The 26,331-nt window shown below is 64.1% G+C and carries 28 protein-coding genes and 1 pseudogene; 6 read left to right on the top strand and 23 right to left on the bottom strand.

Features of this window, described 5'->3' with window-relative positions; genetic code table 11:
• Positions 1–258: 258 nt before the first annotated feature.
• From EFAMC2_RS10575 to EFAMC2_RS07110, 14 genes are all read right to left on the bottom strand, one after another.
• The gene (locus EFAMC2_RS10575; protein ID WP_222838560.1) at positions 259–522 is read right to left on the bottom strand and encodes a DUF4160 domain-containing protein; all 264 of its coding nucleotides are present in this window, start codon (positions 520–522) and stop codon (positions 259–261) included.
• 13 nt (positions 523–535) lie between these two features.
• On the bottom strand, positions 536–769 hold the full coding sequence (locus EFAMC2_RS07170; RefSeq protein WP_154028148.1) for a hypothetical protein: 234 nt from the start codon (positions 767–769) through the stop codon (positions 536–538).
• Positions 762–1,052 carry a hypothetical protein gene (locus EFAMC2_RS07165; RefSeq protein ID WP_154028147.1) on the bottom strand — a complete coding sequence of 97 codons (291 nt, stop codon included), beginning with the start codon at positions 1,050–1,052 and terminating at the stop codon, positions 762–764. Before EFAMC2_RS07165 ends, EFAMC2_RS07170 begins: the two co-directional genes overlap by 8 nt.
• 121 nt (positions 1,053–1,173) lie before the next feature.
• Positions 1,174–2,151 carry a histidine kinase dimerization/phospho-acceptor domain-containing protein gene (locus EFAMC2_RS07160; protein ID WP_154028146.1) on the bottom strand — a complete coding sequence of 326 codons (978 nt, stop codon included), beginning with the start codon at positions 2,149–2,151 and terminating at the stop codon, positions 1,174–1,176.
• A complete protein-coding gene (locus tag EFAMC2_RS07155; RefSeq protein ID WP_154028145.1) occupies positions 2,148–2,834 on the bottom strand; it encodes a response regulator transcription factor in 687 nt (228 codons plus the stop codon). Before EFAMC2_RS07155 ends, EFAMC2_RS07160 begins: the two co-directional genes overlap by 4 nt.
• A gap of 112 nt (positions 2,835–2,946) precedes the next feature.
• Positions 2,947–3,786: an ABC transporter permease gene (locus EFAMC2_RS07150; RefSeq protein WP_154028144.1), complete on the bottom strand. Its 840-nt coding sequence runs from the start codon at positions 3,784–3,786 to the stop codon at positions 2,947–2,949.
• Positions 3,786–4,619 carry a bacteriocin ABC transporter permease gene (locus tag EFAMC2_RS07145; protein ID WP_261980177.1) on the bottom strand — a complete coding sequence of 278 codons (834 nt, stop codon included), beginning with the start codon at positions 4,617–4,619 and terminating at the stop codon, positions 3,786–3,788. The genes EFAMC2_RS07150 and EFAMC2_RS07145 overlap by 1 nt, the downstream gene beginning before the upstream one ends.
• Positions 4,616–5,329, bottom strand: a complete 714-nt coding sequence (locus tag EFAMC2_RS07140; RefSeq protein WP_154028143.1) for a lantibiotic protection ABC transporter ATP-binding protein — start codon at positions 5,327–5,329, stop codon at positions 4,616–4,618. The genes EFAMC2_RS07145 and EFAMC2_RS07140 overlap by 4 nt, the downstream gene beginning before the upstream one ends.
• A gap of 101 nt (positions 5,330–5,430) precedes the next feature.
• Entirely contained in the window at positions 5,431–6,702 is a 1,272-nt protein-coding gene (locus EFAMC2_RS07135; protein WP_154028142.1) for an MFS transporter, read from the bottom strand.
• 125 nt (positions 6,703–6,827) lie between these two features.
• Positions 6,828–7,493 (bottom strand): TetR/AcrR family transcriptional regulator, encoded by a 666-nt coding sequence (locus EFAMC2_RS07130; RefSeq protein ID WP_154028141.1) that lies wholly within the window; start codon positions 7,491–7,493, stop codon positions 6,828–6,830.
• A gap of 189 nt (positions 7,494–7,682) precedes the next feature.
• Positions 7,683–8,273 (bottom strand): DUF4143 domain-containing protein, encoded by a 591-nt coding sequence (locus EFAMC2_RS07125; protein WP_222838559.1) that lies wholly within the window; start codon positions 8,271–8,273, stop codon positions 7,683–7,685.
• A gap of 231 nt (positions 8,274–8,504) precedes the next feature.
• Positions 8,505–8,744: a hypothetical protein gene (locus tag EFAMC2_RS07120; RefSeq protein WP_222838558.1), complete on the bottom strand. Its 240-nt coding sequence runs from the start codon at positions 8,742–8,744 to the stop codon at positions 8,505–8,507.
• A gap of 61 nt (positions 8,745–8,805) precedes the next feature.
• Positions 8,806–9,180: a DUF488 domain-containing protein gene (locus EFAMC2_RS07115; RefSeq protein WP_154028140.1), complete on the bottom strand. Its 375-nt coding sequence runs from the start codon at positions 9,178–9,180 to the stop codon at positions 8,806–8,808.
• 397 nt (positions 9,181–9,577) lie between these two features.
• Complete coding sequence (locus tag EFAMC2_RS07110; protein ID WP_187325216.1) at positions 9,578–9,715, bottom strand: hypothetical protein; 138 nt, start codon at positions 9,713–9,715, stop codon at positions 9,578–9,580.
• On the opposite strand from EFAMC2_RS07110, the gene EFAMC2_RS07105 reads away from it, so the two are divergent.
• The 3 genes and pseudogenes from EFAMC2_RS07105 (at position 9,714) to EFAMC2_RS10355 (ending at position 11,341) form a co-directional block, all read left to right on the top strand.
• Positions 9,714–9,935, top strand: a complete 222-nt coding sequence (locus EFAMC2_RS07105; protein ID WP_154028139.1) for a hypothetical protein — start codon at positions 9,714–9,716, stop codon at positions 9,933–9,935. The genes EFAMC2_RS07110 and EFAMC2_RS07105 overlap by 2 nt on opposite strands.
• 19 nt (positions 9,936–9,954) lie before the next feature.
• Positions 9,955–10,542 (top strand): annotated as a pseudogene (locus EFAMC2_RS10360) (MFS transporter); the annotation flags it as partial.
• A 46-nt stretch (positions 10,543–10,588) separates the two neighbouring features.
• The gene (locus EFAMC2_RS10355; RefSeq protein ID WP_261980175.1) at positions 10,589–11,341 is read left to right on the top strand and encodes an MFS transporter; all 753 of its coding nucleotides are present in this window, start codon (positions 10,589–10,591) and stop codon (positions 11,339–11,341) included.
• Between the two features lie 53 nt (positions 11,342–11,394).
• Here EFAMC2_RS10355 and EFAMC2_RS07095 read toward each other — a convergent pair whose 3' ends face one another.
• The 8 genes from EFAMC2_RS07095 to ileS all read right to left on the bottom strand — a co-directional run bounded on the left by EFAMC2_RS07095 (position 11,395) and on the right by ileS (position 18,976).
• Complete coding sequence (locus EFAMC2_RS07095; RefSeq protein ID WP_187325215.1) at positions 11,395–11,754, bottom strand: lactate/malate family dehydrogenase; 360 nt, start codon at positions 11,752–11,754, stop codon at positions 11,395–11,397.
• A gap of 544 nt (positions 11,755–12,298) precedes the next feature.
• Entirely contained in the window at positions 12,299–12,490 is a 192-nt protein-coding gene (locus EFAMC2_RS07090) for a hypothetical protein (RefSeq protein ID WP_154028137.1), read from the bottom strand.
• Positions 12,491–12,505: 15 nt separating this feature from the next.
• The gene (locus EFAMC2_RS07085) at positions 12,506–13,051 is read right to left on the bottom strand and encodes a hypothetical protein (protein WP_154028136.1); all 546 of its coding nucleotides are present in this window, start codon (positions 13,049–13,051) and stop codon (positions 12,506–12,508) included.
• Between the two features lie 146 nt (positions 13,052–13,197).
• Positions 13,198–13,707 (bottom strand): pyridoxamine 5'-phosphate oxidase family protein, encoded by a 510-nt coding sequence (locus EFAMC2_RS07080; RefSeq protein WP_154028135.1) that lies wholly within the window; start codon positions 13,705–13,707, stop codon positions 13,198–13,200.
• Positions 13,708–13,792: 85 nt separating this feature from the next.
• Complete coding sequence (locus tag EFAMC2_RS07075; protein WP_187325214.1) at positions 13,793–14,410, bottom strand: D-alanyl-D-alanine carboxypeptidase family protein; 618 nt, start codon at positions 14,408–14,410, stop codon at positions 13,793–13,795.
• A 126-nt stretch (positions 14,411–14,536) separates the two neighbouring features.
• Positions 14,537–15,490, bottom strand: coding sequence for a tRNA dihydrouridine synthase (locus tag EFAMC2_RS07070; protein WP_154028133.1), 954 nt, complete (start codon positions 15,488–15,490; stop codon positions 14,537–14,539).
• Positions 15,491–15,681: 191 nt separating this feature from the next.
• A complete protein-coding gene (lspA, locus tag EFAMC2_RS07065) occupies positions 15,682–16,164 on the bottom strand; it encodes a signal peptidase II (RefSeq protein WP_261980174.1) in 483 nt (160 codons plus the stop codon).
• A 4-nt stretch (positions 16,165–16,168) separates the two neighbouring features.
• Positions 16,169–18,976, bottom strand: coding sequence for an isoleucine--tRNA ligase (ileS, locus tag EFAMC2_RS07060; protein ID WP_154028131.1), 2,808 nt, complete (start codon positions 18,974–18,976; stop codon positions 16,169–16,171).
• A 667-nt stretch (positions 18,977–19,643) separates the two neighbouring features.
• Between ileS and EFAMC2_RS07055 the strand changes: the two genes are divergently transcribed.
• The gene (locus tag EFAMC2_RS07055; RefSeq protein ID WP_261980173.1) at positions 19,644–21,566 is read left to right on the top strand and encodes a fructose-1,6-bisphosphatase; all 1,923 of its coding nucleotides are present in this window, start codon (positions 19,644–19,646) and stop codon (positions 21,564–21,566) included.
• A gap of 90 nt (positions 21,567–21,656) precedes the next feature.
• Positions 21,657–23,555 carry an ATP-dependent zinc metalloprotease FtsH gene (ftsH, locus tag EFAMC2_RS07050; protein ID WP_154028129.1) on the top strand — a complete coding sequence of 633 codons (1,899 nt, stop codon included), beginning with the start codon at positions 21,657–21,659 and terminating at the stop codon, positions 23,553–23,555.
• Positions 23,556–23,702: 147 nt separating this feature from the next.
• On the opposite strand, the gene EFAMC2_RS07045 is transcribed toward ftsH, so the two are convergent.
• Positions 23,703–25,220 (bottom strand): L,D-transpeptidase, encoded by a 1,518-nt coding sequence (locus tag EFAMC2_RS07045; RefSeq protein WP_154028128.1) that lies wholly within the window; start codon positions 25,218–25,220, stop codon positions 23,703–23,705.
• 164 nt (positions 25,221–25,384) lie between these two features.
• Between EFAMC2_RS07045 and EFAMC2_RS07040 the strand changes: the two genes are divergently transcribed.
• Positions 25,385–26,281: a TrmH family RNA methyltransferase gene (locus EFAMC2_RS07040; protein ID WP_154028127.1), complete on the top strand. Its 897-nt coding sequence runs from the start codon at positions 25,385–25,387 to the stop codon at positions 26,279–26,281.
• The last annotated feature ends 50 nt before the right edge of the window (positions 26,282–26,331 follow it).

Here is a 26,331-nt window from a genome sequence, read left to right as displayed (position 1 = left end):
GCAAAACCCGCCCGAGAAGCGTGGAGGCCCTGGCGACCAGCAGCGTCGCCACAGCCTGGCTCATCATGAGTCGAAGCGTAGAGGACCCGGACGGGAGCCAGATGACGAACACTCAGTCCATGTGCGATGGCCCGGACTACGGGCAAATGCCACCCGTAGACCAGCTCCTAGGCGGCAGGGAGATGACATCCTCAGGCTAGACGCAAGAAAAACCCGCCCGGCCTCCACACCAGAGCGGGATCCTCTTCATCGCTCAGGCTATATAGCGTCTCCGTAAAACCCCTCATGGCTATACTCACGCCATTTAAGATACATCTCGCGAAAGTTCTTCTTTATGAACTTCTGAATGATGCCGATTTCGCGGTCAGTGAGCATACCGCGATGCTGTAGCTCAGTGTCTCCGTTCGCTCTAACGAAAAAATTCGCCGAGCCCGCTTCCGTCAGCCTGCTGTCACTTGCATGAACGTGCATGCACTCAACAATGCAAAACGAGGTGAAATATAGGTAGTATCCGGCAACCATGAATTGAAAGTACTTAGGCATAATTCGCCCCAAGGAACTCCCTGTTGTTGAGGAAATAGCCCTGCACAATGCCAAGCTCCATGTCGTCCATGCTCGTCTCGAGAACGTTGCCTTCGCTGTCGAAAACGGATGCCGTAGTGGGCGAGTTGAGATTGAGGGCCCGGATGCGTCCATCGTCCTCTCGGGTAAAGGCATAACCATTCACGATCATGTCGGATGTACTCGCGACCGTCTCGATGTCAGGCATGAGCCACCTCCACATTTTTAATGGGAAAGAGGAACGCATCCGGGTCTATATACAGGTCCTTAAGAATCGGCACGAGATCGATGTATTCTTCCTCGTCGCCCGCATTGTGCGCATACTTGGCGTCGGCAACGAGATAGCCCGCATCCCATCGCTTCACGCGGGTGTAGTGCTCAAGTGAATACGGAGCACGAAACCGAATGAGAGCGTCTCTAAATCGGAACTCCGTGAAGCCATTTGAATTGCCAAGGGTTGCCGTGTTCTGAACGTTCGTCCTCACCGCCATGGTCCCACCTCCAACTCAGCCTTTATCAATTCTACCCTTGCCATCGATAGGGCAGCCGATGCTCGGACAACATTGACAGGGCAGCACCCGCTCGTGGGATGACAAATGCGCCAGACAAATGTCAGGTTCGGTCCCGCTCATCCTCCCGCCAGGCGGCGATGATGTCGATGAGGGCCGCATCGAGCCGATGCGTGGCATCGAGGATGGCGCGGGCCTCGTCGGCCTGCTCGCCCTGGAGCCGCTCTTCCTCGAGATCTGCGGCAAGGAGCTCGGCGTTGCCCTGGATGAGGGTGAGCGGGGTCTTGAGCTCGTGGGCGAGCGTCTCCATGCGCTGGCGCCGGGTCTCCTCAGACGCCATCTGCTCCTCGAGGGACCGCTTCAGCGAGACGCGCATGCGCTCCATCGCGGCGAGCACGTCGTCGACCTCGGCCACGTCGCTCGTGCCGGCGGGCACGTCGAGGTCGTCGGCGGCAACGGCATTTGCCGCCGCCACGAGCGGCTCCATCTTGCGCGTGAGCACGCGGGCGGCGCGCAGGGCGACGAGAACGACCACGAGAACCGTGCCGATGATGGTCGAGGCGAGCCAGAGGTCCTGGGGGTTCGGCCAGGACGCGTCCCGCGCGCGGTCGGCCCAGTGGGGCATCATGTCCCAGGAGATTGCCGCCCAGGTACCATCGGCGAGCTTCACGGCCGCCACCCGCTCGTACGAGCCGGACGAGACGTCGGGGCCGGGGCGGGCGGACGTCTCACCGGCGGTGACTGCGGAAGAGACGGACGTCTGGGCGCTGGCGAGTGCCTCCTCCCCCATGTCCGAGAAGAGGACGCCGCCCGTGGCCGAAAGCCGCGCCCCGCGGTATGCGGTGGAGAGCGAGTCGGGATCAAGATGACCCGCCGAAGCGATGCCGCCGACAGTCTCGTCCGCATGGGTCGAGCCCCAGTCCGCCGGGAGCACCTCGCCGCGCGCCATCGCGCCGAGGAGCAGTGCCCAGGGCCCGCCCACGGTCAGCAGCGCCCCGAACAGGACGAGGACGAAGTAGCGACCGACTACGAGGGCAAGCGGGACGCGAATGCGGCCGTCCAAACCGCGAAGACGGCTCATCTCCCCGCCTCCCACTTATATCCGACACCCCACACGGTGGCGATGGGGTCGACGCCCGCAGCCCGGAGCTTGGCACGCGCCTTGCCCACGTGGACCGAGACGGCCGCGTCATCCGCCTCGCTCCCCCAGCCCCGCACCGCCTCGCGAATCTGCGACCGCCCGTAGGCGCGACCGGGATGCTTGGCGAGAAACTCGCAGATGCCATATTCGGTAGGCGTGAGGGGAACGGGCGCGCCGGTCGAGCCGTCGGGAGCTGTCACGCTGAGCTCGCGCGCCCCGAGGTCGAAGCGTGCACGTCCGAGGTCGAGCACGCTCCGGCGCACCCGGCGCTCGCGGCGGAGCGACGCCACCACCTTCGCGCGCAGCTCCGCCACGCCGAAGGGCTTGCGCACGTAGTCGTCGGCGCCGAGGCCGAGGCCCAGCACCGCGTCGTCCTCGGCGACCTTGGCGGTGAGGAACATGATGGGCCCGTCGAAGCGCCCCCGGACGAGGCGGACCAGTTCGAAGCCGTCGAGCCTGGGCATCATCACGTCCGTGAGGATAAGATCGTAACGAGAGAGGTCCATCGCGGGGACCGTCGTTGGGTCGTCGGCGCACTCGACCACGTGACCGTCGCGGGAGAGAGCCCGCTCGAGCAGCTGAAGTATGGAACGGTCATCGTCGACCGCAAGGATGCGGGCCATCACACTCCCCCTCAATAGCGGATTTGCTCGTTCCATCCTAGTTCATGTTACCCGTGCGAGATCGAGCGATGGCAGACGCGTGGCGAGCGGAACGGCAGGCACCCCCGCGAGCTCACTCGCCCTTCCTCCCCTCTTCGAAGAAGCCAATCCAGACGAGTAGGACGACAAGGCAAATCGCCGTGACCACCAAGGCAAGGACAGAGGTCACCTCGAGCTGCCTGATGACTGCACGCAGTGCCGCGCCCGTGGCCAGTCCAAGCTCCACGAGCAGCGACCCCAACCGCTCCGCCCAGGCGAACGGCACGTAGCCGAGCACGCCTGAAGAGGCCGCGGTGAGCTCGCCGGTGACAAGCCCGTGCGCGAGGCCACCCACGGCGAAGAGGGCGCAGGCGAGGCCCGCCGCGCCGACCCCGATGGCGGCGTTCCTGCCGAGGGCGAGCGCGAGCCAGACCGACGCGACGTAGAGCACGAGCGAGCCCGCCGCCATGCCCGCGGCAGCGCGGGCGTAGACGCCCGCCGAGAACCCATCGCGCCCGAAGGCCCCGAGCACCGCCGAGAACGAACCGAGCGCCACCGCCACGGCGATGAAGCCGAGCAGCCACAGCACGAGCACGCGCGCCGCAAGGGCAATGCGCCTCGACGGCACCGCGAGCAGGTTGGCAAGGCCGGACGCCTCGCGCTCACCGTCGACGTCAAGACCGCACACGACGGCGACCATGAGGGGCATGAGCGCACCAACGAGCTGGACGAACGCGTCCGAGCCGAGGCGCGGGTCCCACGGCGCCACACCGAAGTAGGCCCCGCAAGCGATGCCGGCGATAAGGCCGCACGCCAGGTGCAATGCAATCAGCGGCGAGCGCCTGAGCCGAACGCACTCCGAGAGCACGGCGCGCCAGAGCGACATCCGGGACACCCGACCGGCGCCCGCAGCAACATGCCTTCCGTTTCCCATCACAGTTCCTCCGATCCCCTGAACCAGACCGCGCCGACGACCGTAAGCATGAGGAACACCGCCGCGCAAACCGCGAGCGCCGCCGCCTGAACAGGCCCGAAGGACCCAATCGCAGCCGCGAGCTCGGGCGACGCCGAGAGCGGCTCGGCCGTGGGCAGCACAGGCAAGAAGGCGCTCGGCATGATGACGGAGGCCGCCGGCGGAAGCGCCCACCACAGGCCTCCCACCGCGGACCACGCGAAGCCCCCGCCGATCTGTACCGCAAGCGGACCCAGCACGCCGGCGAGCATGCCGACCCGGCAGACAAGGAAGAGCGTCACCGGAACCATCCACGAAGTCGAGATGACGCTCGTCACCGCAGCGGCCGCCATCGCGGAAACCGATGGCCCACCCGGGTTCACGACGGCGCCCACGAGGTACACGGCGAGTACGCAAGCGTTCGAGAGCGCCGAGAGCACGAGGCACCAGAGCGCCTTCGCCCACCAGGCCCGCCCGAGCGGAGCCGGGCTGGAGAGCGGCACGTGGCCGCGCAGCCGCGCATCGTAGTTGGCCACGCACGCGGAGATGAGCGTGAGCGCCACGGGCAAGAGAAGCACGTAGTAGTAGTTCCATGCCGAGAACGAGAGCTCGGCGCTCACGCCGAAGCGCCCTGAGAGCGGGCCGAAGAGCAACGGGAACGGCAACGCAAGCGCGATGGCGACCTTGACCGGAGCCCCGTGGGAGCTCTTCAGCGCCTCGGAGCGCAGGGCGCGGAAGAGGCCGGGACGGCGCGCTGATCCCGCCTGCGGCACCGTCCTCGCGACGCGCTCGGACACAGCAGCAGACCGGCTCATGCGGCCACCCCCGTCCGTCGGCACACGTCCATGAACAGGGCCTCGAGGTCCTGGCCCCTCTGAAGCGGCGCCTCATAGGCGAGCCGCCCGCCGACGATGATGCCGATGTCGTCGGCAGTCTGCTCCACCTCGCCCAGGATGTGGCTCGACAAGATGACCGTGATGCCGCGCGCCGGGAAGCTCCGGATGAGACCGCGCAGTTCCTCGATGCCGATGGGGTCGAGCCCGTTGGTGGGCTCGTCAAGGATGAGAAGCCGCGGGCTCGCGAGCAGCGCGATCGCGATGCCGAGCCGCTGCTTCATCCCCAGGCTGAAGCGCCCGGCGCGCTTGGACCCGGTGTCTTTAAGGTCGACCGTCTCGAGCACCTCGTCGATGCGACCCTCCGGGATGCCGAGCAACGTGGTGCGCACGAGCAGGTTCTCGCGCGCCGTGAGGTTGGGGTAGAGCGGCGGCTGCTCGATGAGCGAGCCGATGGCGTACAGGTCGTCGCGGCTCCACGGGTGCCCGTCGACCAGGATCTGCCCCGAGGTGGGGCGCAGCATCCCCGTCACCATCTTGAGCGTGGTGGACTTGCCCGCGCCGTTGGGGCCGAGCAGGCCGTACACGCGCCCCTCCCCCACGTGCAGGCTCACGCCGTCGACCGCCACCTGCGCGCGGCCGCCGCGGCCGAACCGCTTCGTGAGCCCGCGCGTCTCCAGAACATATGCCATAGGGGCCTCCGTCCGTAGGATTCCTTGTTTGCGATTCCAAGGATGGAGGCCAGTTCTAAAGAAGCGTTAAAGATAACAAAACAACCCGACCGGTTTGTCATCTAAAACCGTCGCGCTGCCTTCGCGACCAGCGGCAACAGGGCCGTTGTCAGCACGAACGTCACCGCCAGCACCCTGCCCGCAGGCCATGCGCCGTACGCCCAGCCGTACGCGATCTGCCCGAGGGGCTGCGCGCACATGCTCGCTGAGAGTGCGAGCGACATCACCTTGCCCGTCATGCTCTCCGGGCAGGACATCTGGATAGCCGGCACCGCGATCAGGTTCGAGAGCGTGATGGACACCATGGTTCCGCAGGTACACGCCGTGAGCACTGCGAGCCGCACTCCCGCGCTCGCCGGCAGCGCCATGGCGAGCGCCTGCGGCAAGATGGTGAGCGAGAAAGCGGCGACAGTCACCGGGAAACGCCGCATGGAGAGCGCCTTCGAAACTCGCCCGGCTACGACCGCGCCGAGCAGGCCCGACACGCCAACGAGGCCGTAGGCGAACCCGTACGCCTCGGAACCGAATCCCAGCACGGTCCGCACCATATAGGGGAACCCGATCTCCGCGTATCCCGTCACCAGGAAGTTAAGCGCCGCGCAGAGCAGCACCAGCTGGAGGGCATGGGGACGCCCGCGCGTGAGGAAGCGACCCGCCGCACGCAGGTCGTCCAGGGCAGAGGCCCGACCACCGTCCTCACGCTCGGGCGCGCCGAGGCGGATGAAGCATTCCACGACAGCCGCTACGCCGAAGCCCACGACCGTGATCCCCATCATGGGCATGGCACCCACCGCCGCGTAGAGCACGCCGCCGAGCACGGCCGGCACGAGCGCGCTCGTCTGGTTCACCACGTTCACCACCGCCATCGCGCGGCGCATCACGTCCTCGCCGTGCGAGCGGAACATCTGCGGCAGCGCCGCCTGCACCGTCGGGGTCTCCATGGCGTCGAGCACGGCTAGGACTACCTGCATTGTGGCAATCACCGCCAGGTTGAAGCCTGTCACCGCGAAGGCTGCGGCACAGGCTAGCACCGTTACGGCGGAAAGCGCGTCAAGCGCCACCATGACGGTTCGACGATTCGTGCGATCCGCCACCACTCCGCCCAAGGGCGAGAGCAAGACCGTCGGCAGGATGCTCGCCGTGAGAATGGAGGCGAACGCCGCCGCCGAGCCGGTCTCATCAAGCACCCACATCGACATGGAAAACCGCAGCATGAGGTTGGCGAAGAGCGATATGCCGAGACCCGCGATGAGCAGGGCAAAGTTGCTTGTGCGCAAGGGATTGGCAGCGCCGTCCGAGGACATCGAGACCCTGCATTGTTCAGTGGATTCCATAGTAGTTTCCCTTCATGATTTCGTCTGGATATCTATTCATACCAGCTGTTGGTATGTATATTGGTGAAATGAAACCGGGTGGCGGCACAAAAGACCCGCCACCCGGACGACGTACGTCAAACGGCCTACGCAGCTGAACCCTGCCCGTCCGGCACCAGAGCCATAAGCCCCTCGACCGCTCGCTGGATAAGCGCCTCGTCGAACAGCGGCACATCGATGGCGTCCAGCATCGCGTCCAAGGAGCGGATGCGCCGCTCCATATCGTCATGCGAGGCCGGATAGAAGCAGGGCATGAGCCAGTAGTTGCAGAGCAGCGCGAGCAGCTGCGCCGCCTCCTCGGGATACGCCGTGGGAATCGAACCATCCTGAACCCCCAGGTCAACGAAGGCGCGGAAGGACTTCGGCAGCTCCGTCGACCAAAAGCGCATGTTGGAGGTGAAGAACGCGGGGTCCTCGAGCAAAGCCAGCTGGGAACGGACGAGTCCGAGATGGTCCTTGTCCTCGACGACGGAGAAGATGAGCGCCCGCAGCTTCTCGAGCGCGGTCAGGTCGCGCCGACACAGCAGCTCGTCCCGCAGACGCACGGTAACGGCCCACTCGTCGTTGTTCAGCCGGTCGAGGATCGCTTCCTTCGACTTGAAATGGTGGTAGATGGCGCCCTTGGAGAGGTCGCCGAGGTCGTTCAGGATGTCTTGGATGGACGTCTTCTCGTAGCCCTTCTCGGCAAACAGCCTCCGGGCAGAATCGAGGATGCGATGCTCGGTCTCCTCGGGATGTGCGTTACGTGCCATATGTCCTCCAATCGCCTGGAGACCAGTATACATACCAACGGTCGGTTTGTAAACTAGGGCAGCTGACAAACCGACCCGACCGTTTTGTCATCACCAAAGCCTTTGCTCCAAGCACCTCCGCAGCAAAAACGCACGGAAATGCGGAATTGTCAGCACGTTGTTGCTCTCCCCACGTTTCCTCCGCGAATCTTAACCCCACCAGCTGATATCCGGGTATTTGTCAGACGAGATCAAGGTGCGCATGGACTTCGCGGTGCCGTTTTTCGCCTTCACCTCAATGGGCACCAGGTATGAACCCGACCTCACAAAGAAATCCTCTTCAAGCGTGGAGTTCTCCCGCTTGTAGTAGAACAGGTCGTACCCCTGCTTGACCAGCGCCTCCGCAACGATGTTCTCGTAGAGCCCGCCCTTGTACACGTCGAGGTTCCTGTTTGATCGCAGGTCATCGCTCGACTCGTCATCCAGCATGGACACGAGAAGGCCGCTGTCGCTGAAGTACAGCTTGTACTTCGCCTGGTCATAGTTGCCTTTGATTGGCAGCTCCGGATCGAGCAGGCAGTGGCACATGTTCACCACGCCCGCGCTCGCCAGCCACTCGATGCAGCCCCAGTAGTCCTTGAACCTGGCGCCGCTCGCCACCTTAGAGATCTGGAACTTCTTGTTTTCCTTGGCAAGCTGCACCGGCATGTGCTTGAACACGTTGAGCACGCGCATCTGCTCGATACCCGAAACATACTTGCGTATGTCCTCTTGATAATCCAAGACCAGCTGACGCTGCATGGCGAGCGTTCCCTCGAATGTCCCTCGCTCCACAAAAGAGCTCAAGACGGCAAGCATACCTCCCAGAACGCAGTATTCAAGAAACGCTCAAGAATAGACAGACTCTTCCGTCATGGAAAAAGGGCGCGCCTCGACAATGTGCCCGAGCATCGAGTTGACGACATCCTCGCCGCAGCCCTAAGTCCAGAGATACTCCTCAAAATCGAGTGACCTCATATCATAGTCAGTCTTTTAGCCGACGCTGTTGCTCTCGATGGTCTTGTAGTCAATCCCCAGCATCAATCCCGAACAGATGGCATCGAAGCGACCATCAATCTTGAAGAACATGAGCGAGGCGGCAACGTCAGGAAGCTCCTGAATCTCATCGAAGATGATGAGCGTTTCTCCAGGTACAAATCGCTTGCTCGGGTCAAGCAACGAAATGTTCCGAACGATGTCGGAGGCGATTTCATGAAAGATGCTCCCAGCCATGCAATCTGAACTAGAGCGTTCTTCATGGCCCTTACCTCAGCTTTTCCCAGCCGCCAAGGGCTCAAGCCGTTTTCGTCTTCTCGGCAAGCCAATCCCCAAGCACGACGGCATGGTTGCAAGAGGCGTCCTTCGCGGCATAGAGCAGCGTCACGTTCCGGCCTTGCACGAGTTGATCTCGGCACCTGCTCGCAAGTTCTTCCGCAGCGGATGAGGACGAGAGCTCGTCGCGATACCGAGCAGAAAACTCCGCGAAACGGTCGGGGTCGTGCCCAAACCATTTCCTCAGCTCCGTCGACGGGGCAACGTCCTTGTCCCACGCAGTGAGCCGGGCGCGGTCCTTCGAGATGCCACGGGGCCACAGCCGGTCGACGAGGATGCGCTCCCCGTCCGCATCGCCTGGCTCGTCGTAGATTCGTTTCGTCGTTATGGTCCCCATAGTTTCGCCCCCGATTTCGACGGAATTGTTATACCCGGCACGCGGAGCCGGGAATCCGGGCGAGGTGCGCGACGCGCATGCGCCCCGCACTTGAGCACGTAGTTCTTCGCGAGGATGGACAGGCCAAGAGTCACGAGCACCAAGGTAACGAGCACACCTTGGTACTTCGCGATCTTCCCCTTGACGAGCGGCTGACTTCAACACCCTCTCGAGCATGAACTGCCCCACCCAATACGAGTGGCATAGATATGGCAATGAACACGCGAAGGCGCCGGTTTCAATTTGACATCTACGAACACTCGAGAAGGGCGTTATTGGCGTCAATGAAGGCCTGAACAGAGACGGCGGGCTCAAGCGGATAGAGCAGCGCACACGCCGCCTCGCGCGGCTCCGCGAGCTACACGGTGACGAGCCCCGGATGAAGGCCCGACCAGGCTCCTGATGTCACGAGCACGCCGGCCTTCTCCGCGCACTCGTTGAAGAGTCCAAGGTCATAGCGGTCGACATCAATCACCTCGAGGCCCAAGGCGCGCATGGCGCAGAACCTCGACATCTGGGATTGGCGACTCTCCGACGAGGAGATGGCACGGATCGCCGCGCTCGACGAGGACGAGGGCCTCTTCAACTACGGCACCGCCGCGGGAGCCCGCGCGCGCCGCGCGTTCAAGGCGACGACTAGGCAGCCTTCGCAACCCTTCGCAGCACTTCGCAACCCCTCGGCCCTTCAATCCTTCGACCAGAGAGGATTCACGTGAGCACGATTTCCCTCACCCGATCACCCGAAAGACCCGCGATGGCCACCGGCGGGCAGCCGCGCTCCACGGCGAGCAGCCGGCCCGGCGCGCCAGCATAATCCCCTGCGCCGCTGCCACCCTCGCCATGTTCCTCATCGGCATGGACACGTTCATCGTGAACGTCGCGCTGCCCACCATCGGCACGGAGCTCCATGCGAACATGGCCGCGCAGCAATGGATCGTCGATGGCTTCACGCTGGCGTTCGCCGCACTGCTCCTGCTCGCCGGCAACCTCTCGGACCGCTTCGGGGCGAAGCGCGCCTTCATGGCGGGCACCGCGGGCTTCGCCGTGAGCTCGCTCATCTGCGCCCTGGCCGTGGGCGCCGGCATGCTCGTGCTGGGCCGCACGCTGCTCGGCGTATCCGCGGCGCCCGTGCTACCCTCGTCGATGTCCGTCATCCGCGAGGCGTATCCGCGCGAGGCCGACCGCTCGCGGGCGCTCGCCATCTGGGGCATCGGCGGGTCCTTGGCAGCAGCCGTGGGCCCCATCCTCGGCGGCGCGCTCGCGCCCATCCACTGGAGCCTCATCTTCTCAATCAACATTCCCTTCTGCCTGGCGATAGTTACGCTCTGCCTGCGCCTGGCGCCGTCGCCCGCGAGCGCACCCCTTCGACGTGCCCGGGCAGGTGCTCGCCGCCGCGGGCCTCACCGGCCTCATCGGTGGCATCATCGAGGGCGGCTCCCGCGGCTTCACGGCACCCGTGCCGGCTGCGCTCATCGCTTGCGGCGCCATCGCGCTGGTGGCCTTCGCCTTCTCGCAGAGGCGGGTCCGCTATCCCATGGTGCCGCCCGCACTCTTCCGCAAGCTCGGCATGCGGGCGGCGGTGTTCGGGGGCTTCGCGATGATTCTCTCGTGGAACGGCGCGATCTTCCTGTCCACGCTCATCCTGCAGCAGAGCGCCGGCCTCGACCCGCTGGCAAGCGGTCTGGTCTTCCAGCCTTCGGCCATCACGTGCTCCATCACCAACATGCTGAGCGACCGGCTCTCCGGCGTCTGGTCCACGCGGCGGATCCTCGTGGTGGGCATCGCGATCCTCTCCGCGGGCTATGCGGTGTTCCCTGCTCTCGGCGGGCAGCTGAGCGCGGGCGGGGTCGCCGTGGCGATCGCCGTCGCAGGCTCGGGTGGCGGGCTCATGACGCCCACGTTCGCGGGGATGGTGCTCAGGTACAGCGAGCCCTCGCAAGCCGGCATCGCGAGCGCCGTGTTCAACACCCTTCGCCAGGTGGGCGGTGCCGTGGGCATGGCACTCTTCGGCGCGCTCGCGAGGTCGATGGAGAGCACGGCGGCGGGCGTCATGACCTCCTTCTCCGTCTCCCTCACGCTGATGGCCCTGCTGCTCGTCATGATTGCATGGCTTCGGGAGTAAAAGGCGGCGCTCATCCCAGTCAAATCGAAACCGCCGCTCCGTCAGACCCACCCTCACCCCGAGGAGTCGCCATGCCTCACAGATACCGCGAGACCAGCTTGCAGTGCTCGCGGACCACATCCACCGAGCTCCTGCATGCGACCCTCGCCGGGCTTGGGCCTTGGGCCCGCAGCCACAATCACGATGTCAGTACAGCGACAGTCATCCCAGTCACCGGCGCGAATCGTCGTGAACCCGCCGAGGTACTCGATGCCGTCCGCCAGGTCCATGGGGAGGCCCTCGGTCTTTTGGTGGTTGTGGTTGATGAGCACGAGCTCGTTGCACAGGCCCTGCTGCACGATGGGGCTCGCCACGGCAAACCCAACGCTCCCACACCCCACCACGACCACGCGGCTTCTGTTCGATGAGACCACGACTGACAACCTCTCTGGCTCACGGGCACGGACCACACAAGCTACATTTCTGGTCCGAGACCTTGGCCTATCCGTGGCGCCGCAGGACCGGGAACTTCTGGCTCCTTAGGGGATCGCGCGTGATATATGCCCGCCCGGAACGTGTCTTATAACCCGCATGCACACACCTCAATACGGATTCCCAGCATTCGGCGCCTTCGTCGTCACCTCAATATGGCTCGGATTGACGGCATTCCAACATATGCACTCATAATTCAATTTATCTGCAGTGTTGGCTTATTCTATGCATAAAGAAAACTGAAGGAGAGACCAAACTCAAAATGAGGTGCAGACGAAGAGCGCATACCCAGCAAATGGGGCAGCGAGGTGCAGATGAGGACCATTTTATACGTAGCAATGTGGCTGGCACCACATGAGACGGCAGTGAGATGCGAAAAACGAGTTGGCACACACTGCAGACTCTCAACCGTATGGTTCAGCACCGATTGTGGTCATCGCCCTATCCTTCTTTCGGAAAGCGGCCGAGCGACTCGAACCAATAGGATCAGTCGGTCCCTATCCGTACAGCCCGAACCACGAGTGCCACAAGGACGAGGGGGCCGGCGACCCATTTGGGGAACTGCAGCGCGTTAAGGGCGAGCGCGATCGCGAGTATCAGCGTGTATGCAAGGAGTTCCCACCACATCAGGGCTGGGCGGCGGTAGGGTGCTTCCGGCCTCTCCCCGTACTCTCTCATGGGAACCTCCTCTCGTCAGGCCTGCATGCGACCCAGCAGGGCCAGGCGCCGGTCTGCGAGGGACTCGTCGCGCCAAGGGGATTCATCCCCCAAGAGCAGGCAAGCGAGCCGGGTGGTGTTATCTCCCTGCTGCTCGCCCGCAATGACCTCGAGCTGGTTATGGGCGGCAGCTTCCTCTTCGAGCTCGAGCAGCCTCGCGGCCGCCGTGACACGCAGGCTCGGGACGGGGTCGGCATCCGCGAGCGCCCAACCGAGGGCGGAGCGAGCCTCCTCGCCCCGCTCCGCGAGGCGGGCGATCTCCTCAGCGTCGTCGGCCAGGTTGACCATGCGCATGACCTCGACGAGGACCGCCGCTGCGCCCTCCTCGCCCGCGGCCCTGGCGGTAGTCGCCCACCCGGCGTAGAGCCCGGCAACGGCGACCAGCAGGTTCCAACTCGACCCGTGGTCGCGCAGCTCCCACTCGCAGCGGGCGACGGCGGCGTCGCGGTCAGTCGCGGAGAGCCCCGTGGCCTCCCGAACGATGGCGGCGGCGATGCTCTCGGCGATACTCGTGCTTCTCATGGCTCCTCCTTGCTGGAAGTGGCAGGAGGACCGGTCCTGAGACAGGTAAAGGGCAAGGTACGGTTGACGCAATGGAGCGGTGGTTGACCTTTCCGGGGCTTAGTCAACCGGAGGACGACGAGGCTCGCCATTCAACGCGCAGCCACTCACAGCTCCCCCGCCCGCCGCCTGCGCGCGAGCTCGACGGCTTCCTTACCCGTCATGGTCTCGATGTCGAGAACCAGCACGAAGGTGTGGTCGAAGGCAGGCGCAATCTCCTCGCGGGCCTTCTCCTCGTGACCGGGCCAGAAGCGCTCGGCCATGAAGAGAAGCTCCTCCAAACGCTCATCGGGATCCGTGAGCTGGCGCAGGCGCCCCGTGCAGACCACGCTGCGAAAGTACGAGGTGTATTGCTCGGGGATAATATCATCCTGGCCAATGACCGTGAACGAGGCACGAGCATCGGCTTTGAGCAGGTCGATCTTATGGCCGGTCATAGCCCCGTGGAAGGTAAGCCTGCCATCGCGGTAGCCATAGTTGAGCGGCACCTGGTACGGCGCGCCAAGCTCGAGATCATTGAGCGCGAGCACGCCGGACGTGCCGCGCTCGAGCACCTCGATGCAGGCTTCCTCGCTAAGGGCCTGACGCTTTCTGCGCATGGGAATGAGGTCAATCATGGTCGTCCCTCCAAAGCCGGTCTCAAACTGGAAGCCATCTTAGCCCTCGGCATGCGCGCCGTGCGACGCGGCAACAGTCAGTGCGCTAGAGACACGACGGCCTCAGTCCTGCCGCCCTACCCCTCCGACGACCCACCTCAAGCCTGGCCGCGAGTTCCTCGAGGCACTCGCCCGTACGCCGCAGCTCAGTTGCAACGTCAACGCCAGCGTAAGTGTAGTGCCAGGGCTCGAAGTCCACGCCCGTAAGGGCAGACTTGCCCGGAGGATACCGACAGATGAACCCAAACCGCCACGAATTCTCGAACAGCCAGTCCTGGATCCCCTCGAGACCTCCCGGGCTACCGTCTCCGCAGCTGATGTCGAGCGCGACGCCCAAGGCGTGCTCGCTCCGACCCGGAAGCGCCACGTAGCGGCACGTGGCTCGCCAAGCTTTACAAGGCGAGAGACCCCGCAGCATGTTTGCGCCAACCCTGCAGGCGAGAATCCACGTCTGCCTGACCGGGCTACGATAGGCAGACGTGACCACCGGGTCGAGGCCGGTGGCTCGGCAGGCTTGGAGCAGGGCCTCCGCAGGACCGGCTACGCGAGCGTCAACGAGGCGCCCTCCCTCGATGGGCACAAGATTGGGGATTCCGTGGGAGAAGAAGACTGGCCTTGGCATCGCGATCACCTCGTCCTCGCTAGGGTCTGCGTTCTCCCCCATTGTGCAGCGGGGACACGCGCGACCGATGAGCCGAGGCTTACGGGGCGGTGACGGTTTCCTCACGCGTGGCGCCATGATTGGCGGACGCCTGTGGCGCACGCGTCAGCGAAGGGGCGACGGGCGGCATCACCCCTGGAAACATGGCCTGACAGCAAGCAGTTCGCTGCGAAAGACCTGCTCGGCCGCCGCCCTGTAGTCTTCGACGCGGCGCGCCTTCCGCACCGCTCGATGCACCGCGACGGGGTCCGCGAAGGCGTACCGGGCGTAGGACCACCACTCCTTGAGGCGATAGACAGCATTGCCGCCAATCTCGGCCTCGTAGGCATCGAACAGCCTGTCATGAAACGCATGGAGCTCCTCGGGCGTCATGGGACCACCACCTCGCAGCTGCCGCGGCAACGCGGGGTTGGTGAGGACGCCGCGTCCCACCATCACATGCCGCGTCGCCAGATATGCAGAGAGCAGCGCCTCCAGGTCCTCCGGCGCAAAGATGTCCCCGTTGTAGGCCACTGGGAAGGGCGCCCGGGCAAGGGCCTCGCCATAGGGCTCCCAGCGCGGCGCGCCCTTGTAGAAGTCCTCGCGCACGCGCGGGTGAACGATGAGCCCGGCGAGCGGGTGGCGGCAATACAGGTCAAGCACCGCGCCGAACTCGCCATCATCCGAGACACCGAGCCTCGTCTTGACCGACACGGGAATGGGAGACCGGTCGCAGATATCGCCGAGAAACGCATCGAGTTCGTCGAGGTTGCGCAGGAACCCCGAGCCCTTACCCTTATTGAATACCGTACCAGAGGGGCACCCAAGGTTCAGGTTCACCTCGCAATACCCCATGTCGGCCAAGAGCTGCGCCGCCCACACGAACTCGTCGGCGTTCTTGCCAAGCAGCTGGGGGATGACCTCAAGGCCAGCATTGCGCGCCGGCTCGAGCTCCTTCAGGGCCTTCTTGCCAAAATCGTCGCCGACGCGTGGGGGCGCCACGAACGGCGTGTAATAACGGTCGAGCGCACCGAAGCACTCCGCGTGCACCCGGCGAAACGCGCTGCCCGTAATCCCCTCCATAGGGGCAAGCGACAAAATCATGCAACGAAACCTTTGCCGTACGAAGATAGACCGCCAGATGCGTAACGAGGCCAGGATAACACCGGCGTCGTCCGCGATGCGGCCGAGCAGCCAGACATATGAAGCGTCAAACGCCACGGAAGCGAATGATCAAACGCCAGGCGCGCGGCGCCGAATCGCCCGACCACCAGCGCCGGCACCACGACGCCAGATTACTCGGCGTCCTGCGCCTGGCGCTCGGAGTCCCAACGCCACCAGAGATATATGACGAGCACAACGCCGCAGGTCACAAAGATGTCGGCAACGTTGAAGACCGGAAAGTCGGCGAACGTCGTCGCAAAGAAGTCCGTAACCTCGCCTGCCACCACGCGGTCGATGAGATTGCCTACGCCACCGCCGGCAACGGCGCCGAGCGAGCACACAAGCCCCATGGGCATCTCGCACTCGCGCACCACCCACACCGTGCAGGCGGCAACAATGCCGATGGCCAACAGCGCAAACACCCACGTGGCCCCGGAGCCAATCGAGAAGGCGGCCCCGGTGTTCTTGACGAGCGCGAGGTCAAGGTATCCAGGCACAACCGTGACGGGGCCGCCCGCCAGCGCCGTGCGGGCCCAGGCCTTGGTGACCTGGTCAAGCACGACGCCGCAGACGGCGACCCCAGCAAATCCGGCTATGCGCACGCGCAGCGACAAGGCACTACTCCTCACAGCCACAGGCCGCTACGGCCTCGTGGCAGCGCGGGCAGAGGCCATCGGCGCCAAGGCCGCGCCAATACCAGCAGCGCGGGCACTTCTCGCCCTCGGCCGGCAGCACCTCGGCCGCAAGCTCGTCACCCTCGCGAACCTCGACGGCGGAGCACACGAGCGCCTCGGCAAGCAGGTCGGCGTCGTTGGCGAGCAGCTCGTAGGCGTCGCTCGGCAACGTCAGGACGCAACGGGCGGCCTGCGTGGTCTTCTCGCTGATTGTCTCGGTGCCAAGCGCCTCCTCGTAAGCCTTCGTAAACGCGCCGCGCGCCTCGAGCATGGCGTTGTAGGTCGGCAGGAGCTTCGCCACCTGGTCCTTGGCAAGCGGGCTCTTCCACCAGTCGAGCAGCGCAGCGAAGGTCTGGCCGTCGCGGGCGCTCTCGGGCAGGTGTGCCATGACCTCGTCCGTGGTGAAGGACAGGATCGGCTGGAGGTCGCGGAGCAGCATCTCGAGCAGGTAGTACCAGCAGGTCTGGGCGCTCTTGCGGGCCTTGGAGTCCTTGGCCTCGCAGTACATGCGATCCTTGGTGGCGTTGAGGTAGCCGTTGGAGAGCTCCGTCACCACGAAGTCATAGAGCGCACGATAGACCTGGTAGAAGCGGTAGCCGGCGTAGGCCTCGGACACCTTGTCGTGCATGTCGCAGGCGCGCGCGAGCACGAGCAGGTCGTACGGCTCCATCTCCGCAACCGGCACGAGGTCGCGCTCGGGGTCGAACTGGTCCTCGAGCTCGCCCAGCAGGAAGCGGAAGGTGTTGCGGAAGCGTCGGTAGGCGTCAGAGGTGCGTGCGAGGATCTCGTGGTCGATGGCCACGTCGTTGGACGTGTCCGTGGAAGCCACCCAGAGGCGCAGGATGTCGGCCCCCATCTCGTCGCAGACCTTGTTCGGGTCGATGACGTTGCCGAGCGACTTGGACATCTTGCGGCCCTGGCCGTCGAGCGTGAAGCCCTGGGAGACGACCGCCTTGTAGGGCGGGATGTCGTTGGCGCCAACGGAGGTCAGAAGCGAGCTCTGGAACCAGCCGCGGTGCTGGTCGGATCCCTCGAGGTACATGTCGGCCGGGTAGTGGAGCTCGTCGCGGAACTCGCAGACGGCCTTCCAGGAGACGCCGGAGTCCCACCACACGTCGAGGATGTCCTTGTCGGCCTTGAGGTGATGGCCACCGCACTTGGGGCACACGCAGGCGTCGCCCAGGTAATCCTCGGGCTTGTCGGTGAACCAGGCGTCGGAGCCCTTCTCGTGGAAGAGCTTGATGACGGCGTCGAGCGTGGCGTCGTTCATGACCGTCTCGCCGCAGTCCTCGCAGGTGTAACTCGGAATGGGCACGCCCCAGTTGCGCTGGCGGGAGATGCACCAGTCAGGACGCCCCTCCACCATGGCGTGGATGCGCTTGCTCGCACGCTCGGGGTACCAGGCGACCTTGTGCTCGATGGCGTCGAGCGCCTCGCCGCGCAGGTTCGTCTTGTCCATGGAGACAAACCACTGGTTGGTGGCACGGAACAGGACCGGCTGGTGGCAGCGCCAGCAGTGCGGGTAGCTGTGCGTGATCTTGACCTCGGCCACAAGGGTGCCCTTATCGCGGAGGAACTGGATGATCTTGGGGTTGGCCTCGTCGGTGTCCATGCCGGAGAACGGGCCGCCCTTGCCAAACTCGTCGCCAACGTAGAACTTACCGTCGTCGTCGACCGGCATGCAGATGTCCATGCCCTCGGCGGCGCAGACGTAGTAGTCGTCGACGCCGTGGCCGGGCGAGTTGTGGACGATACCGGTACCGTCCTCTGTGCCAACGTAGTCGGCGAGCAGGGCCACACCCTCGACGCCGTCAAAGATCGGCTGCTTGTAGTGCAGGTGGTCGAAGGTCTCGGCCTTCACCACGTAGGGCTTACCGTCAACCATGACCGGCGTGTAGTCCCACCCCGCGATCTCGCAGACCTTGGGCGCAAGGTGCTCGAGCATGATCTCGGCACGGCCGTCGTGCTCCACGGCCACGTAGTCGGCCTCGGGCTTGAGCGAGACAGCCTGGTCGGACGGCATGGTCCAGGGCGTGGTGGTCCAGATCACGAAGTCCACCGGACCGTCGAAGGACTCGAGGCCGGCCGGCTTGCTCGTGAGCTCGAAGCGCACGTAGATGGACGGGCTCGTCTCGTCGCCGTACTCGATCTCGGCCTCGGCGAGGGCGGTATGGCAGTGCTTGCACCAGTGCACGGGCTTACGGCCGCGATACACCATGCCCTTATCGAACATCTTCTTGAAGACCTCGATGTCGGCGGCGTCGTGCTGATGATAGAGCGTGAGATAAGGGTGGTCCCAGTCACCAAGCACGCCGAGCCTGCGGAAGCCCGCCTTCTGCAGCTCGATGTTCTCGACGGCGAACTTGTTGCACATCTCGCGGATCTCGGCCGTGGGCATCTCGTTGAACTTCTTGGTGCCCACCTTCTCCTCGACCTTGTGCTCGATGGGCTGGCCGTGGCAGTCCCAGCCGGGCACGTACGGGACATCTCTGCCCTGCATCATCCAGTAGCGGTTGATGATGTCCTTGGAGATCTTGTTCATGGCGTGGCCCACGTGGATGGGGCCGTTCGCATACGGGGGACCGTCGTGCAGGACGAACTTGTCGTGGCCCTCGTTCTTCTTGCGCGCCAGCTCATAGACGTTGTTCTCGCGCCAGACCTTGAGGCGCTCGGGTTCCCTGGTGGCGAGGCTTGCCCGCATGGGGAAGCTCGTCTTGGGGAGGTTCATCGTCTTCTTGTACTCGTTAGCCATTGGCTCCGTGCCGCTCCTTTCGCGAGCCTGCGCCCGCATCCTCGTGCCGAGCGCCTTCGCGCGGAGCGTCCGCGCACGAAAAAAGCGCCCGTCCCCACAGCTGGGACGAAGCGCCTGAAAGCAGCCGTGCGTGACACGGTCGCAAGACATCCTCGTTCAACCACCCAGCGAGCGGAGATCCGCCTTACTCGGCTGGCCCGTCACGGCGACCAATCCCGGTGGCGCCTACTGGCGGCTGGCGGTTTTCGCGAGACGTGGCTCGCAAGCACCCCAGCCCTGTTCGGGCCACGGCTCCGGGGTGATGTTCGCCTGGGTGCGGCCGTGGGCTTCCACCATCCCCACATCGCTCTTGCCGCAGTGACCGAGCTACTCGTCCCCATCACAGCTTTCCTGGGCATGGTAGCACGAACGCCGCCAAACTGCGACGCAAACGCCCGCAATTGCGCAACACGTAACACTCGGAAGACGGCCGTAGATGACTATCAACCCATGGTCAATCTGTGACCACGCAACGCACGCAGCTAACTTGGCCCTCTCGGGTCTAGGATTTTCTCACAAGCCGCACGCGGCGGCATGGTCGCAGGGGGCGGCCAAAAGAAGAGCTGGCGAGACGCATGCCCTTGAGACATGCGAAGACAGCTGTCCGCATACTCACAGGGAGGCCAACGTGTCGAGCGTCTTCAGAAACGAGCAGCAGACCAAGTATCTCGAGCTGCTGTCAGAGAAGTTCCCGACCTGCCAGGCCGTCTACACCGAGGTTATCAACCTTGAGGCGATTCTCAACCTCCCCAAGGCAACCGAGCACTTCATCTCCGATGTTCACGGAGACTCGCAGCAGTTCGACCACATCATCAACAACTGCTCCGGCGTCATCCGCGAGCGCGTCAAGGCGGTCTTCCGTCACAAGCTCACCGCCGGCGAGCAGGCCGAGCTCTGCACCCTCATCTACTATCCGGACGAGAAGCTCAAGCGCGTGAAGTCCAACCACCAGGACACGCCCACCTGGTACCGCACCTCGCTCATGCAGCTCATCGAACTCGCCCGCTTCCTCTCGGACGCCTACACGCGCTCGAAGGTGCGCAAGGCCATGCCCGTGGCCTACGCCTACATCATCGACGAGCTCCTCCACGCAAGCGGCGGTGCCCAGACGGACCGGCACGTCTACCATGAGCGCATCGTGGAGTCCATCCTCGAGACCGGCAGCGTCTGTGACTTCATCCGCTCGCTCTCGGCGCTCATCAAGCGCCTCGCCGTGGACCACCTGCACGTGGTGGGCGACATCTATGACCGCGGCCCCCACGGGGACGCCATCATGGACCGCCTGATGGCATACCACTCCCTCGACATCCAGTGGGGCAACCACGACATCTGCTGGATGGGCGCCGCCGCCGGCTCAGAGGCTTGCATCGCCACGGTGGTGCGCAACGCCATCCACTACGACACCCTCAACATCCTCGAGGGCTCCTACGGAATCACCCTGCGCGAGCTGGCACTCTTTGCCGAGGAGACGTACAAGAAGGGCGACGTGCTCTCGCCGGCCGAGAAGGCCATCTCCGTCATCATGTTCAAGCTCCACGGCCGGCTCATCATGCGCCACCCCGAGTTCGACATGGCGAATCGCCTTCTGCTCGAGCGCATAGACCTCAGCCACGGCGAGCACGGCAAGGTCAACATCAACGGCAAGGACTACGACCTGACGACCAAGGACCTCCCCACGCTCGACCACGACCATCCCTACGAGCTCACGCCCGCCGAGCGCCACGTCATGGACAGCCTCGTGGACAGCTTCACCAACAGCCGCCGCCTGCAGCGCCATGTGACCTTCCTCTACGAGCAGGGATCGATGTACCTCGCCTACAACGGCAATCTGCTGTTCCACGGATGCATACCCATGCGCGAGGACGGCAGCTTCCGCCCGGTGCGCATGGGCGAGAACCGGCATCTGGCCGGACGCGCCTACCTGGACGCCTGCGACCGCCTGGCCCGCCGCGCCTGGCACGAGCGCTCCGAGGGCCTGCTGGACTGGATGTGGTACCTGTGGTGCGGCCTGAGCTCTCCCCTCTCCGGCCGCAACATCAAGACCTTCGAGCGCACGTTCGTTGCCGACAAGAGCACCTGGGTCGAAGAGCAGGACCCCTACTTCGATCTCACGAACCGCCCCGAGGTCTGCGACCACGTGCTTGCGGAGTTTGGGCTCTACGGTCCCGGCTGCCACATCATCAACGGGCACACGCCGGTGGCGAGCAGCAACGGCGAGAGCCCCATCCGCGGCGGCGGCAAGCGCCTCGTGATTGACGGCGGGTTCTGCCGCGCCTACCACTCCAAGACGGGCATCGCGGGCTACACCCTCATCGTTGACGCGCACGGCATGCGCATCAAGGCCCACCGCCCCTACGACGCCATCGGCGACGTGGTGGCAGACCGCGGCGACATCTACTCCGACGACGACCAGCTCGAGGTGAACCCGCGTCCCTACATGGTTGCCGACACCGACACCGGTGCCCACATCCGCAAGCAGATCGACGAGCTCACGGCGCTTCTCGACGCGTACCGGTCCGGCGAGCTCCCCGAGCGCGGAAAGACGGCGTAGACGCACAACGGCCTGACATAATCCCAGCAACTTGGGTATCTACGTTCAAGCACTTGCTGCAAGCACTGATACCCGACGCAAGGAAACGGCATGGACAACAAGAAGAAGCGACAATCGATGATCATGTACGCGATCATCGCGATCGCGGCCATCGTCGCACTGAACTCGGTGGTGTACCCGAGCATCCAGCGTGCGACGGTGAAGGACGTCTCGTACACCGAGCTCAACACGATGGTGGATGAGGACAAGGTGAACGTCGCCACGCTCGACCAGAGCTCCGGACGCATCACGTTCACCCTCAAGGACGAGCAGAACGTCACATATCGCACCACTGCCATCTCCGGCGACACCTCGTCGCTCGTGCAGAAGATGCTCGAGCACGGCGTAAACCTCGACGGCAAGATCGAAGACGGCAGCTCAGGCATCTGGACCTACATGCTGCTTGTCTATGGCCTGCCCATCCTGATTGCCATCCTCGGCGGCTGGTGGCTCAACCGCCGCATGAAGAAGATGATGGGTGACGACGGCCCGTCCATGAGCTTTGGCTCTGGCTTTGGCGGCATGGGCGGCGGTCTCGGCAAGTCCAGCGCCAAGGAGGTCAAGGGCGAGGACACCGGCGTCACGTTCAAGGACGTTGCCGGCCAGGACGAGGCCAAGGAGTCCCTCAAGGAAATCGTGAGCTTCCTCAAGAAGCCCGAGAAGTACAACGAGATCGGTGCCCGCTGCCCGCGCGGCGCCCTGCTCGTGGGCCCTCCGGGAACCGGCAAGACCCTCATGGCCAAGGCCGTGGCCGGCGAGGCCGGCGTCCCCTTCTTCCAGATCTCGGGCTCCGAGTTCGTGGAGATGTTCGTGGGCCGTGGCGCCGCCAAGGTGCGCGACCTCTTCAAGCAGGCCAACGAGAAGGCCCCCTGCATCGTCTTCATCGACGAGATCGACGCCGTGGGCAAGAAGCGCGACATGTCGCTCAACTCTAACGACGAGCGCGAGCAGACGCTCAACCAGCTGCTCTCAGAGATGGACGGCTTCGACAACCACAAGGGCATCGTGGTGCTCGCGGCCACCAACCGCCCCGAGACGCTCGACCCGGCACTTCTGCGACCGGGACGCTTCGACCGACGCATTCCGGTTGAGCTTCCCGACCTCGCCGGTCGAGAGGCAATCCTCAAGATTCACGCCGACGACGTGAAGATGGAGCCAGGCATCGACCTGCAGGTGGTCGCCAAGTCCACGCCGGGCGCCTCCGGTGCCGACCTCGCGAACATCATCAACGAGGCCGCGCTCAGGGCCGTCCGCAATGGCCGCAAGCGCGTGACGCAGGAGGACCTGCTCGAGAGCGTCGACGTGGTCATCGCCGGCGAGAAGAAGAAGTCCACGGTCCTCTCAGAACATGAGAAGGAGGTCGTGGCCTACCACGAGACCGGCCACGCCATTGTTGCCGCAGCCCAGAAGGGCACCGCTCCCGTCACGAAGATCACCATCGTGCCGCGCACCTCGGGTGCCCTCGGCTTCACTATGCAGGTTGAGGAGGACGAGCACTTCCTCACCACGCGCAACGAGGCCAAGCAGAAGATTGCCACGCTCTGTGGCGGCCGCGCAGCCGAGGAGCTCATCTTTGGCGAGATGACCACCGGCGCCTCCAACGACATCGAGAAGGCCACGCAGATCGCGCGCGCCATGGTGACGCAGTACGGCATGTCGGACAAGTTTGGCATGGTTGCCCTGGGCCAACAGCGCAACAAGTACCTTGGCGGCGGCGCCGAGCTTACGTGCTCCGAGGGCACGGCTCGAGAAATAGACGCCGAGGTAGAGCGCCTCGTGAGCGAGGGGCACCAGACGGCCGTCGACATCCTCACGGCCCACCGTTTCAAGCTGCACGAGATTGCGCACTACCTGCAGAAGAAGGAGACGATCACGGGAGAAGAGTTCATGAACATGTTTACCCGTGACGACGGCTTCGCGCCAAAGCTGCCGACGGTGGATTCGGAGTAGCGCTTCTGACCTAAAGGGCTGGCCGCTGGAGCCGGCCGTGAAACAGAGTCACGTCAGCAGAAGGGCTCAGGCTTACGCCTGAGCCCTTCTGCTGAATGCTCACATAGTTTCTCGACGAGCCCGCGGCCGTCGACCGCACCCAGCTCGCTACGCGTGAACGATAACCACGTCGCCGACCTTGCAGAGGTTGAAGAGCTCCGCGGCCTTGGCAGGCGGGAGGTTGATGCAGCCGTGGCTACCATTGGTCTGGTAGATGGCGCCACCAAAGGAACTGCGCCAATCCGCGTCGTGGAAGGCCCAGGAGTTGCCGATGAAAGGCATCCAATACTCAACGTGACTGATGTACTCGGGCTCGTTGGTGGCAGGGTCAATCTTGCCGCGAAGCTCCACGTTGCCGTTCGCGCGGTAGTCGTTGAGCCGATAGACGCCTTGCGGAGTGTCATAGCCCTTGGAGGAGTTGCCCGTAACGCAGTCACTCTCCCAGACGAGGGCGCCGCTGTCGTCATACATACGGACGTGCTGCTCCGTCACGTCAACGTCGATGAAGCGATTGCCCCAGTCCTTGCCGCCCGCGTCAGGAACGCTTTGGGCCTTCTGCTTCGTAGGAATCTCGAGCGATGCGGTGGAACCGCTTTCGATTGCGGCCGTGAGATCAGAGCAGAGCTTTGCCTCATCAGTAATCCAGCCATAGTTGTTCTTGCCGGAGTTGGCAACCGTGACCTGCTTGCCATCGGGACGCGTGTACGTGCGGGTGGTGTTGATGGTATCAAACTTGTATCCGATGTTCTTGGCAACCCAGTCCGCAAGCTTGTCCTGGTCCAGCGTGGCATTCAGGTCGTCACCGAGAACGATCCAGCCAGAGATCTGCTCGCGGGTCACCTGACCGGCAGGCTGGCCACCAAGGGTAAGCGGAATGTCAGCGGTGAGGAAGCGATTCGCGTTGTCGACCGCCAAAGCGAGGTTCGCGTCATCCTGCCTGACGGAGGGCTGCACAAGCGCCGTGGACTCGTCAACGGTGATGCGCGCAGGAAGGCCCTCCATCGCTGCGCTCACCGCAGAAACAACGGGGTCTACCTCAAGCGCAGTGCCAGCCTTCTCGGGAACGACGGCGTAAGACTGCGTGTCCTTGTTGAACGCGAACGTGGCGTTCGTGGGCTGCTGGGCCGTCTCGTTGTATGTGTTGACCTGGTCCTCAATGAGCGTACGCAGCTTGTCGGCATCAAAGGTGGCGCCGCTCTGGGCCGTAAGCTCGTGGGAGCCGATGATGCGCAGCGGCCACTCCCAAGAGCTCTGCTGGCCGATGGTACCCTTCTCGTACCTGGCCTCGTCGAACGTGAGGCCAATGTCAGAAGCGCGAACGGCGAAGTTGAGGCCTCCGACGCTCACCTGGGCCTGGTACGTGCCAACCTTCGCGGCATAGGAAGAGCTCACAGTGCTCGCGAGCTTCCAGGACACATTCTGGCCGTCAAGCGTCGTGTTGGGCATGAAGAGGAAGTTAAAGGCAACAACGCCAGCCCCATAGACGAGCCCGAGCACCACGACGATGCTCACGATGACAACGGCAACAAGCTTGCCGCCGTGGGTCTCCTCACGATGGGTAGCGCGACGGCTCTGGACGGGCGCGTAATGACGGGCTCCCGTAGCTGGTGATTTGCGTTCGGTCACTGCGATTCTCCTATGTTAATGACCTGATGCGTAGGCGGACGACCAGGCCCAATGTGCGCATTGGGCTATGGTACCGCTAACGGGTCATTTAGAACACAGGAACTCGACCAGCGTAAGAACCGAAGCATTGGGCTGACGAAATCTTGACAAGGCTTGGAGGACACATGGCCATCGTGCACGTCGAATCAGCGGATGACGAGCGTCTGCTGCCGTATCGCGGCCTCACGGACCGGCAACTCAGGAGCCGCCTGGAACCCGATGCCGGCGTGCTTGTTGCGGAATCGGAGAAAGTCGTGCGCGTGGCCCTCAACTCGGGTCTCTCGCCGCTTTCGATGTTGCTGGAGGAGCGCCAGCTCGAAAGCCAGGCCGAGCTCATAGAGGCCCTCGGCAAACTCGATACGGGCGCCGACGTTGCCATGCGTGCCGGGCACCTCGAGGTCTCAGACGCGAGCCAGGCGCCAAGCGTTTACGTGCTCCCCCACGACGAGATCACCAAGCTCGTTGGCTACAACGTCACACGGGGCGTACTCTGCGCCATGCGGAGGCCCCGAGAGCGCTCGGCGGCGGAAGTTCTCGCCGCACTCCCGGACGCCAGGAGAATCGCCGTGCTCGAGGGCGTGACAGACGCCACGAACGTGGGCGCCGCCATGCGAAGCGCAGCCGCACTCAACGTCGATGCGATGCTGCTCACCCCCACCTGCTGCGACCCGCTCGTGAGGCGAGCGGTACGCGTCAGCATGGGAACCGTGTTCCAGGTGCCCTGGGGCAGATTCAAGGCGTGGCCCAACTCGGACAACTCCGCAGATGGCCTTGGCCTGCTACGCGCGCGCGGCTTCGCGTGCGCCGCGCTCGCCCTCAGAGACGACTCTTACGCCCTCGGCGAGGCAGAGCTCAGGAACATCGAGAAACTCGCCATGGTCTTTGGCACCGAAGGCGAGGGGCTGGCGGACGAGACGATCTCGGCCTGTGACCTCACCATCAAGATCCCCATGGCCCACAACGTCGATTCCCTCAACGTAGCCGCCGCCACCGCCGTAACCTTCTGGGACCTCTGCAATTAACAAGCTGGCGGCCCCGGCGGCACGGGCGGGAAGCCGCAACCCGTAAGCGC

It is taken from the genome of Olsenella uli, from assembly GCF_901212655.1.
Taxonomy (GTDB): Bacteria; Actinomycetota; Coriobacteriia; order Coriobacteriales; family Atopobiaceae; genus Parolsenella; species Parolsenella uli_A.
The sequence above is the reverse complement of the archived record's forward strand: the minus strand, read 5'-3'. Positions and strand labels throughout refer to the sequence as shown.

Excerpts from the sequence above, each read along its gene's own strand:
- EFAMC2_RS10575 (WP_222838560.1), bottom strand. The coding sequence starts at position 522 with ATGGTTGCCGGATACTACCTATATTTCACCTCGTTTTGCATTGTTGAG.
- EFAMC2_RS07170 (WP_154028148.1), bottom strand. The coding sequence starts at position 769 with ATGCCTGACATCGAGACGGTCGCGAGTACATCCGACATGATCGTGAAT.
- EFAMC2_RS07165 (WP_154028147.1), bottom strand. The coding sequence starts at position 1,052 with ATGGCGGTGAGGACGAACGTTCAGAACACGGCAACCCTTGGCAATTCA.
- EFAMC2_RS07160 (WP_154028146.1), bottom strand. The coding sequence starts at position 2,151 with ATGAGCCGTCTTCGCGGTTTGGACGGCCGCATTCGCGTCCCGCTTGCC.
- EFAMC2_RS07155 (WP_154028145.1), bottom strand. The coding sequence starts at position 2,834 with ATGGCCCGCATCCTTGCGGTCGACGATGACCGTTCCATACTTCAGCTG.
- EFAMC2_RS07150 (WP_154028144.1), bottom strand. The coding sequence starts at position 3,786 with ATGGGAAACGGAAGGCATGTTGCTGCGGGCGCCGGTCGGGTGTCCCGG.
- EFAMC2_RS07145 (WP_261980177.1), bottom strand. The coding sequence starts at position 4,619 with ATGAGCCGGTCTGCTGCTGTGTCCGAGCGCGTCGCGAGGACGGTGCCG.
- EFAMC2_RS07140 (WP_154028143.1), bottom strand. The coding sequence starts at position 5,329 with ATGGCATATGTTCTGGAGACGCGCGGGCTCACGAAGCGGTTCGGCCGC.
- EFAMC2_RS07135 (WP_154028142.1), bottom strand. The coding sequence starts at position 6,702 with ATGGAATCCACTGAACAATGCAGGGTCTCGATGTCCTCGGACGGCGCT.
- EFAMC2_RS07130 (WP_154028141.1), bottom strand. The coding sequence starts at position 7,493 with ATGGCACGTAACGCACATCCCGAGGAGACCGAGCATCGCATCCTCGAT.
- EFAMC2_RS07125 (WP_222838559.1), bottom strand. The coding sequence starts at position 8,273 with ATGCAGCGTCAGCTGGTCTTGGATTATCAAGAGGACATACGCAAGTAT.
- EFAMC2_RS07120 (WP_222838558.1), bottom strand. The coding sequence starts at position 8,744 with ATGGCTGGGAGCATCTTTCATGAAATCGCCTCCGACATCGTTCGGAAC.
- EFAMC2_RS07115 (WP_154028140.1), bottom strand. The coding sequence starts at position 9,180 with ATGGGGACCATAACGACGAAACGAATCTACGACGAGCCAGGCGATGCG.
- EFAMC2_RS07105 (WP_154028139.1), top strand. The coding sequence starts at position 9,714 with ATGGCGCAGAACCTCGACATCTGGGATTGGCGACTCTCCGACGAGGAG.
- EFAMC2_RS07110 (WP_187325216.1), bottom strand. The coding sequence starts at position 9,715 with ATGCGCGCCTTGGGCCTCGAGGTGATTGATGTCGACCGCTATGACCTT.
- EFAMC2_RS07090 (WP_154028137.1), bottom strand. The coding sequence starts at position 12,490 with ATGAGAGAGTACGGGGAGAGGCCGGAAGCACCCTACCGCCGCCCAGCC.
- EFAMC2_RS07085 (WP_154028136.1), bottom strand. The coding sequence starts at position 13,051 with ATGAGAAGCACGAGTATCGCCGAGAGCATCGCCGCCGCCATCGTTCGG.
- EFAMC2_RS07080 (WP_154028135.1), bottom strand. The coding sequence starts at position 13,707 with ATGATTGACCTCATTCCCATGCGCAGAAAGCGTCAGGCCCTTAGCGAG.
- EFAMC2_RS07075 (WP_187325214.1), bottom strand. The coding sequence starts at position 14,410 with ATGGGGGAGAACGCAGACCCTAGCGAGGACGAGGTGATCGCGATGCCA.
- EFAMC2_RS07070 (WP_154028133.1), bottom strand. The coding sequence starts at position 15,490 with ATGATTTTGTCGCTTGCCCCTATGGAGGGGATTACGGGCAGCGCGTTT.
- ileS (WP_154028131.1), bottom strand. The coding sequence starts at position 18,976 with ATGGCTAACGAGTACAAGAAGACGATGAACCTCCCCAAGACGAGCTTC.
- ftsH (WP_154028129.1), top strand. The coding sequence starts at position 21,657 with ATGGACAACAAGAAGAAGCGACAATCGATGATCATGTACGCGATCATC.
- EFAMC2_RS07040 (WP_154028127.1), top strand. The coding sequence starts at position 25,385 with ATGGCCATCGTGCACGTCGAATCAGCGGATGACGAGCGTCTGCTGCCG.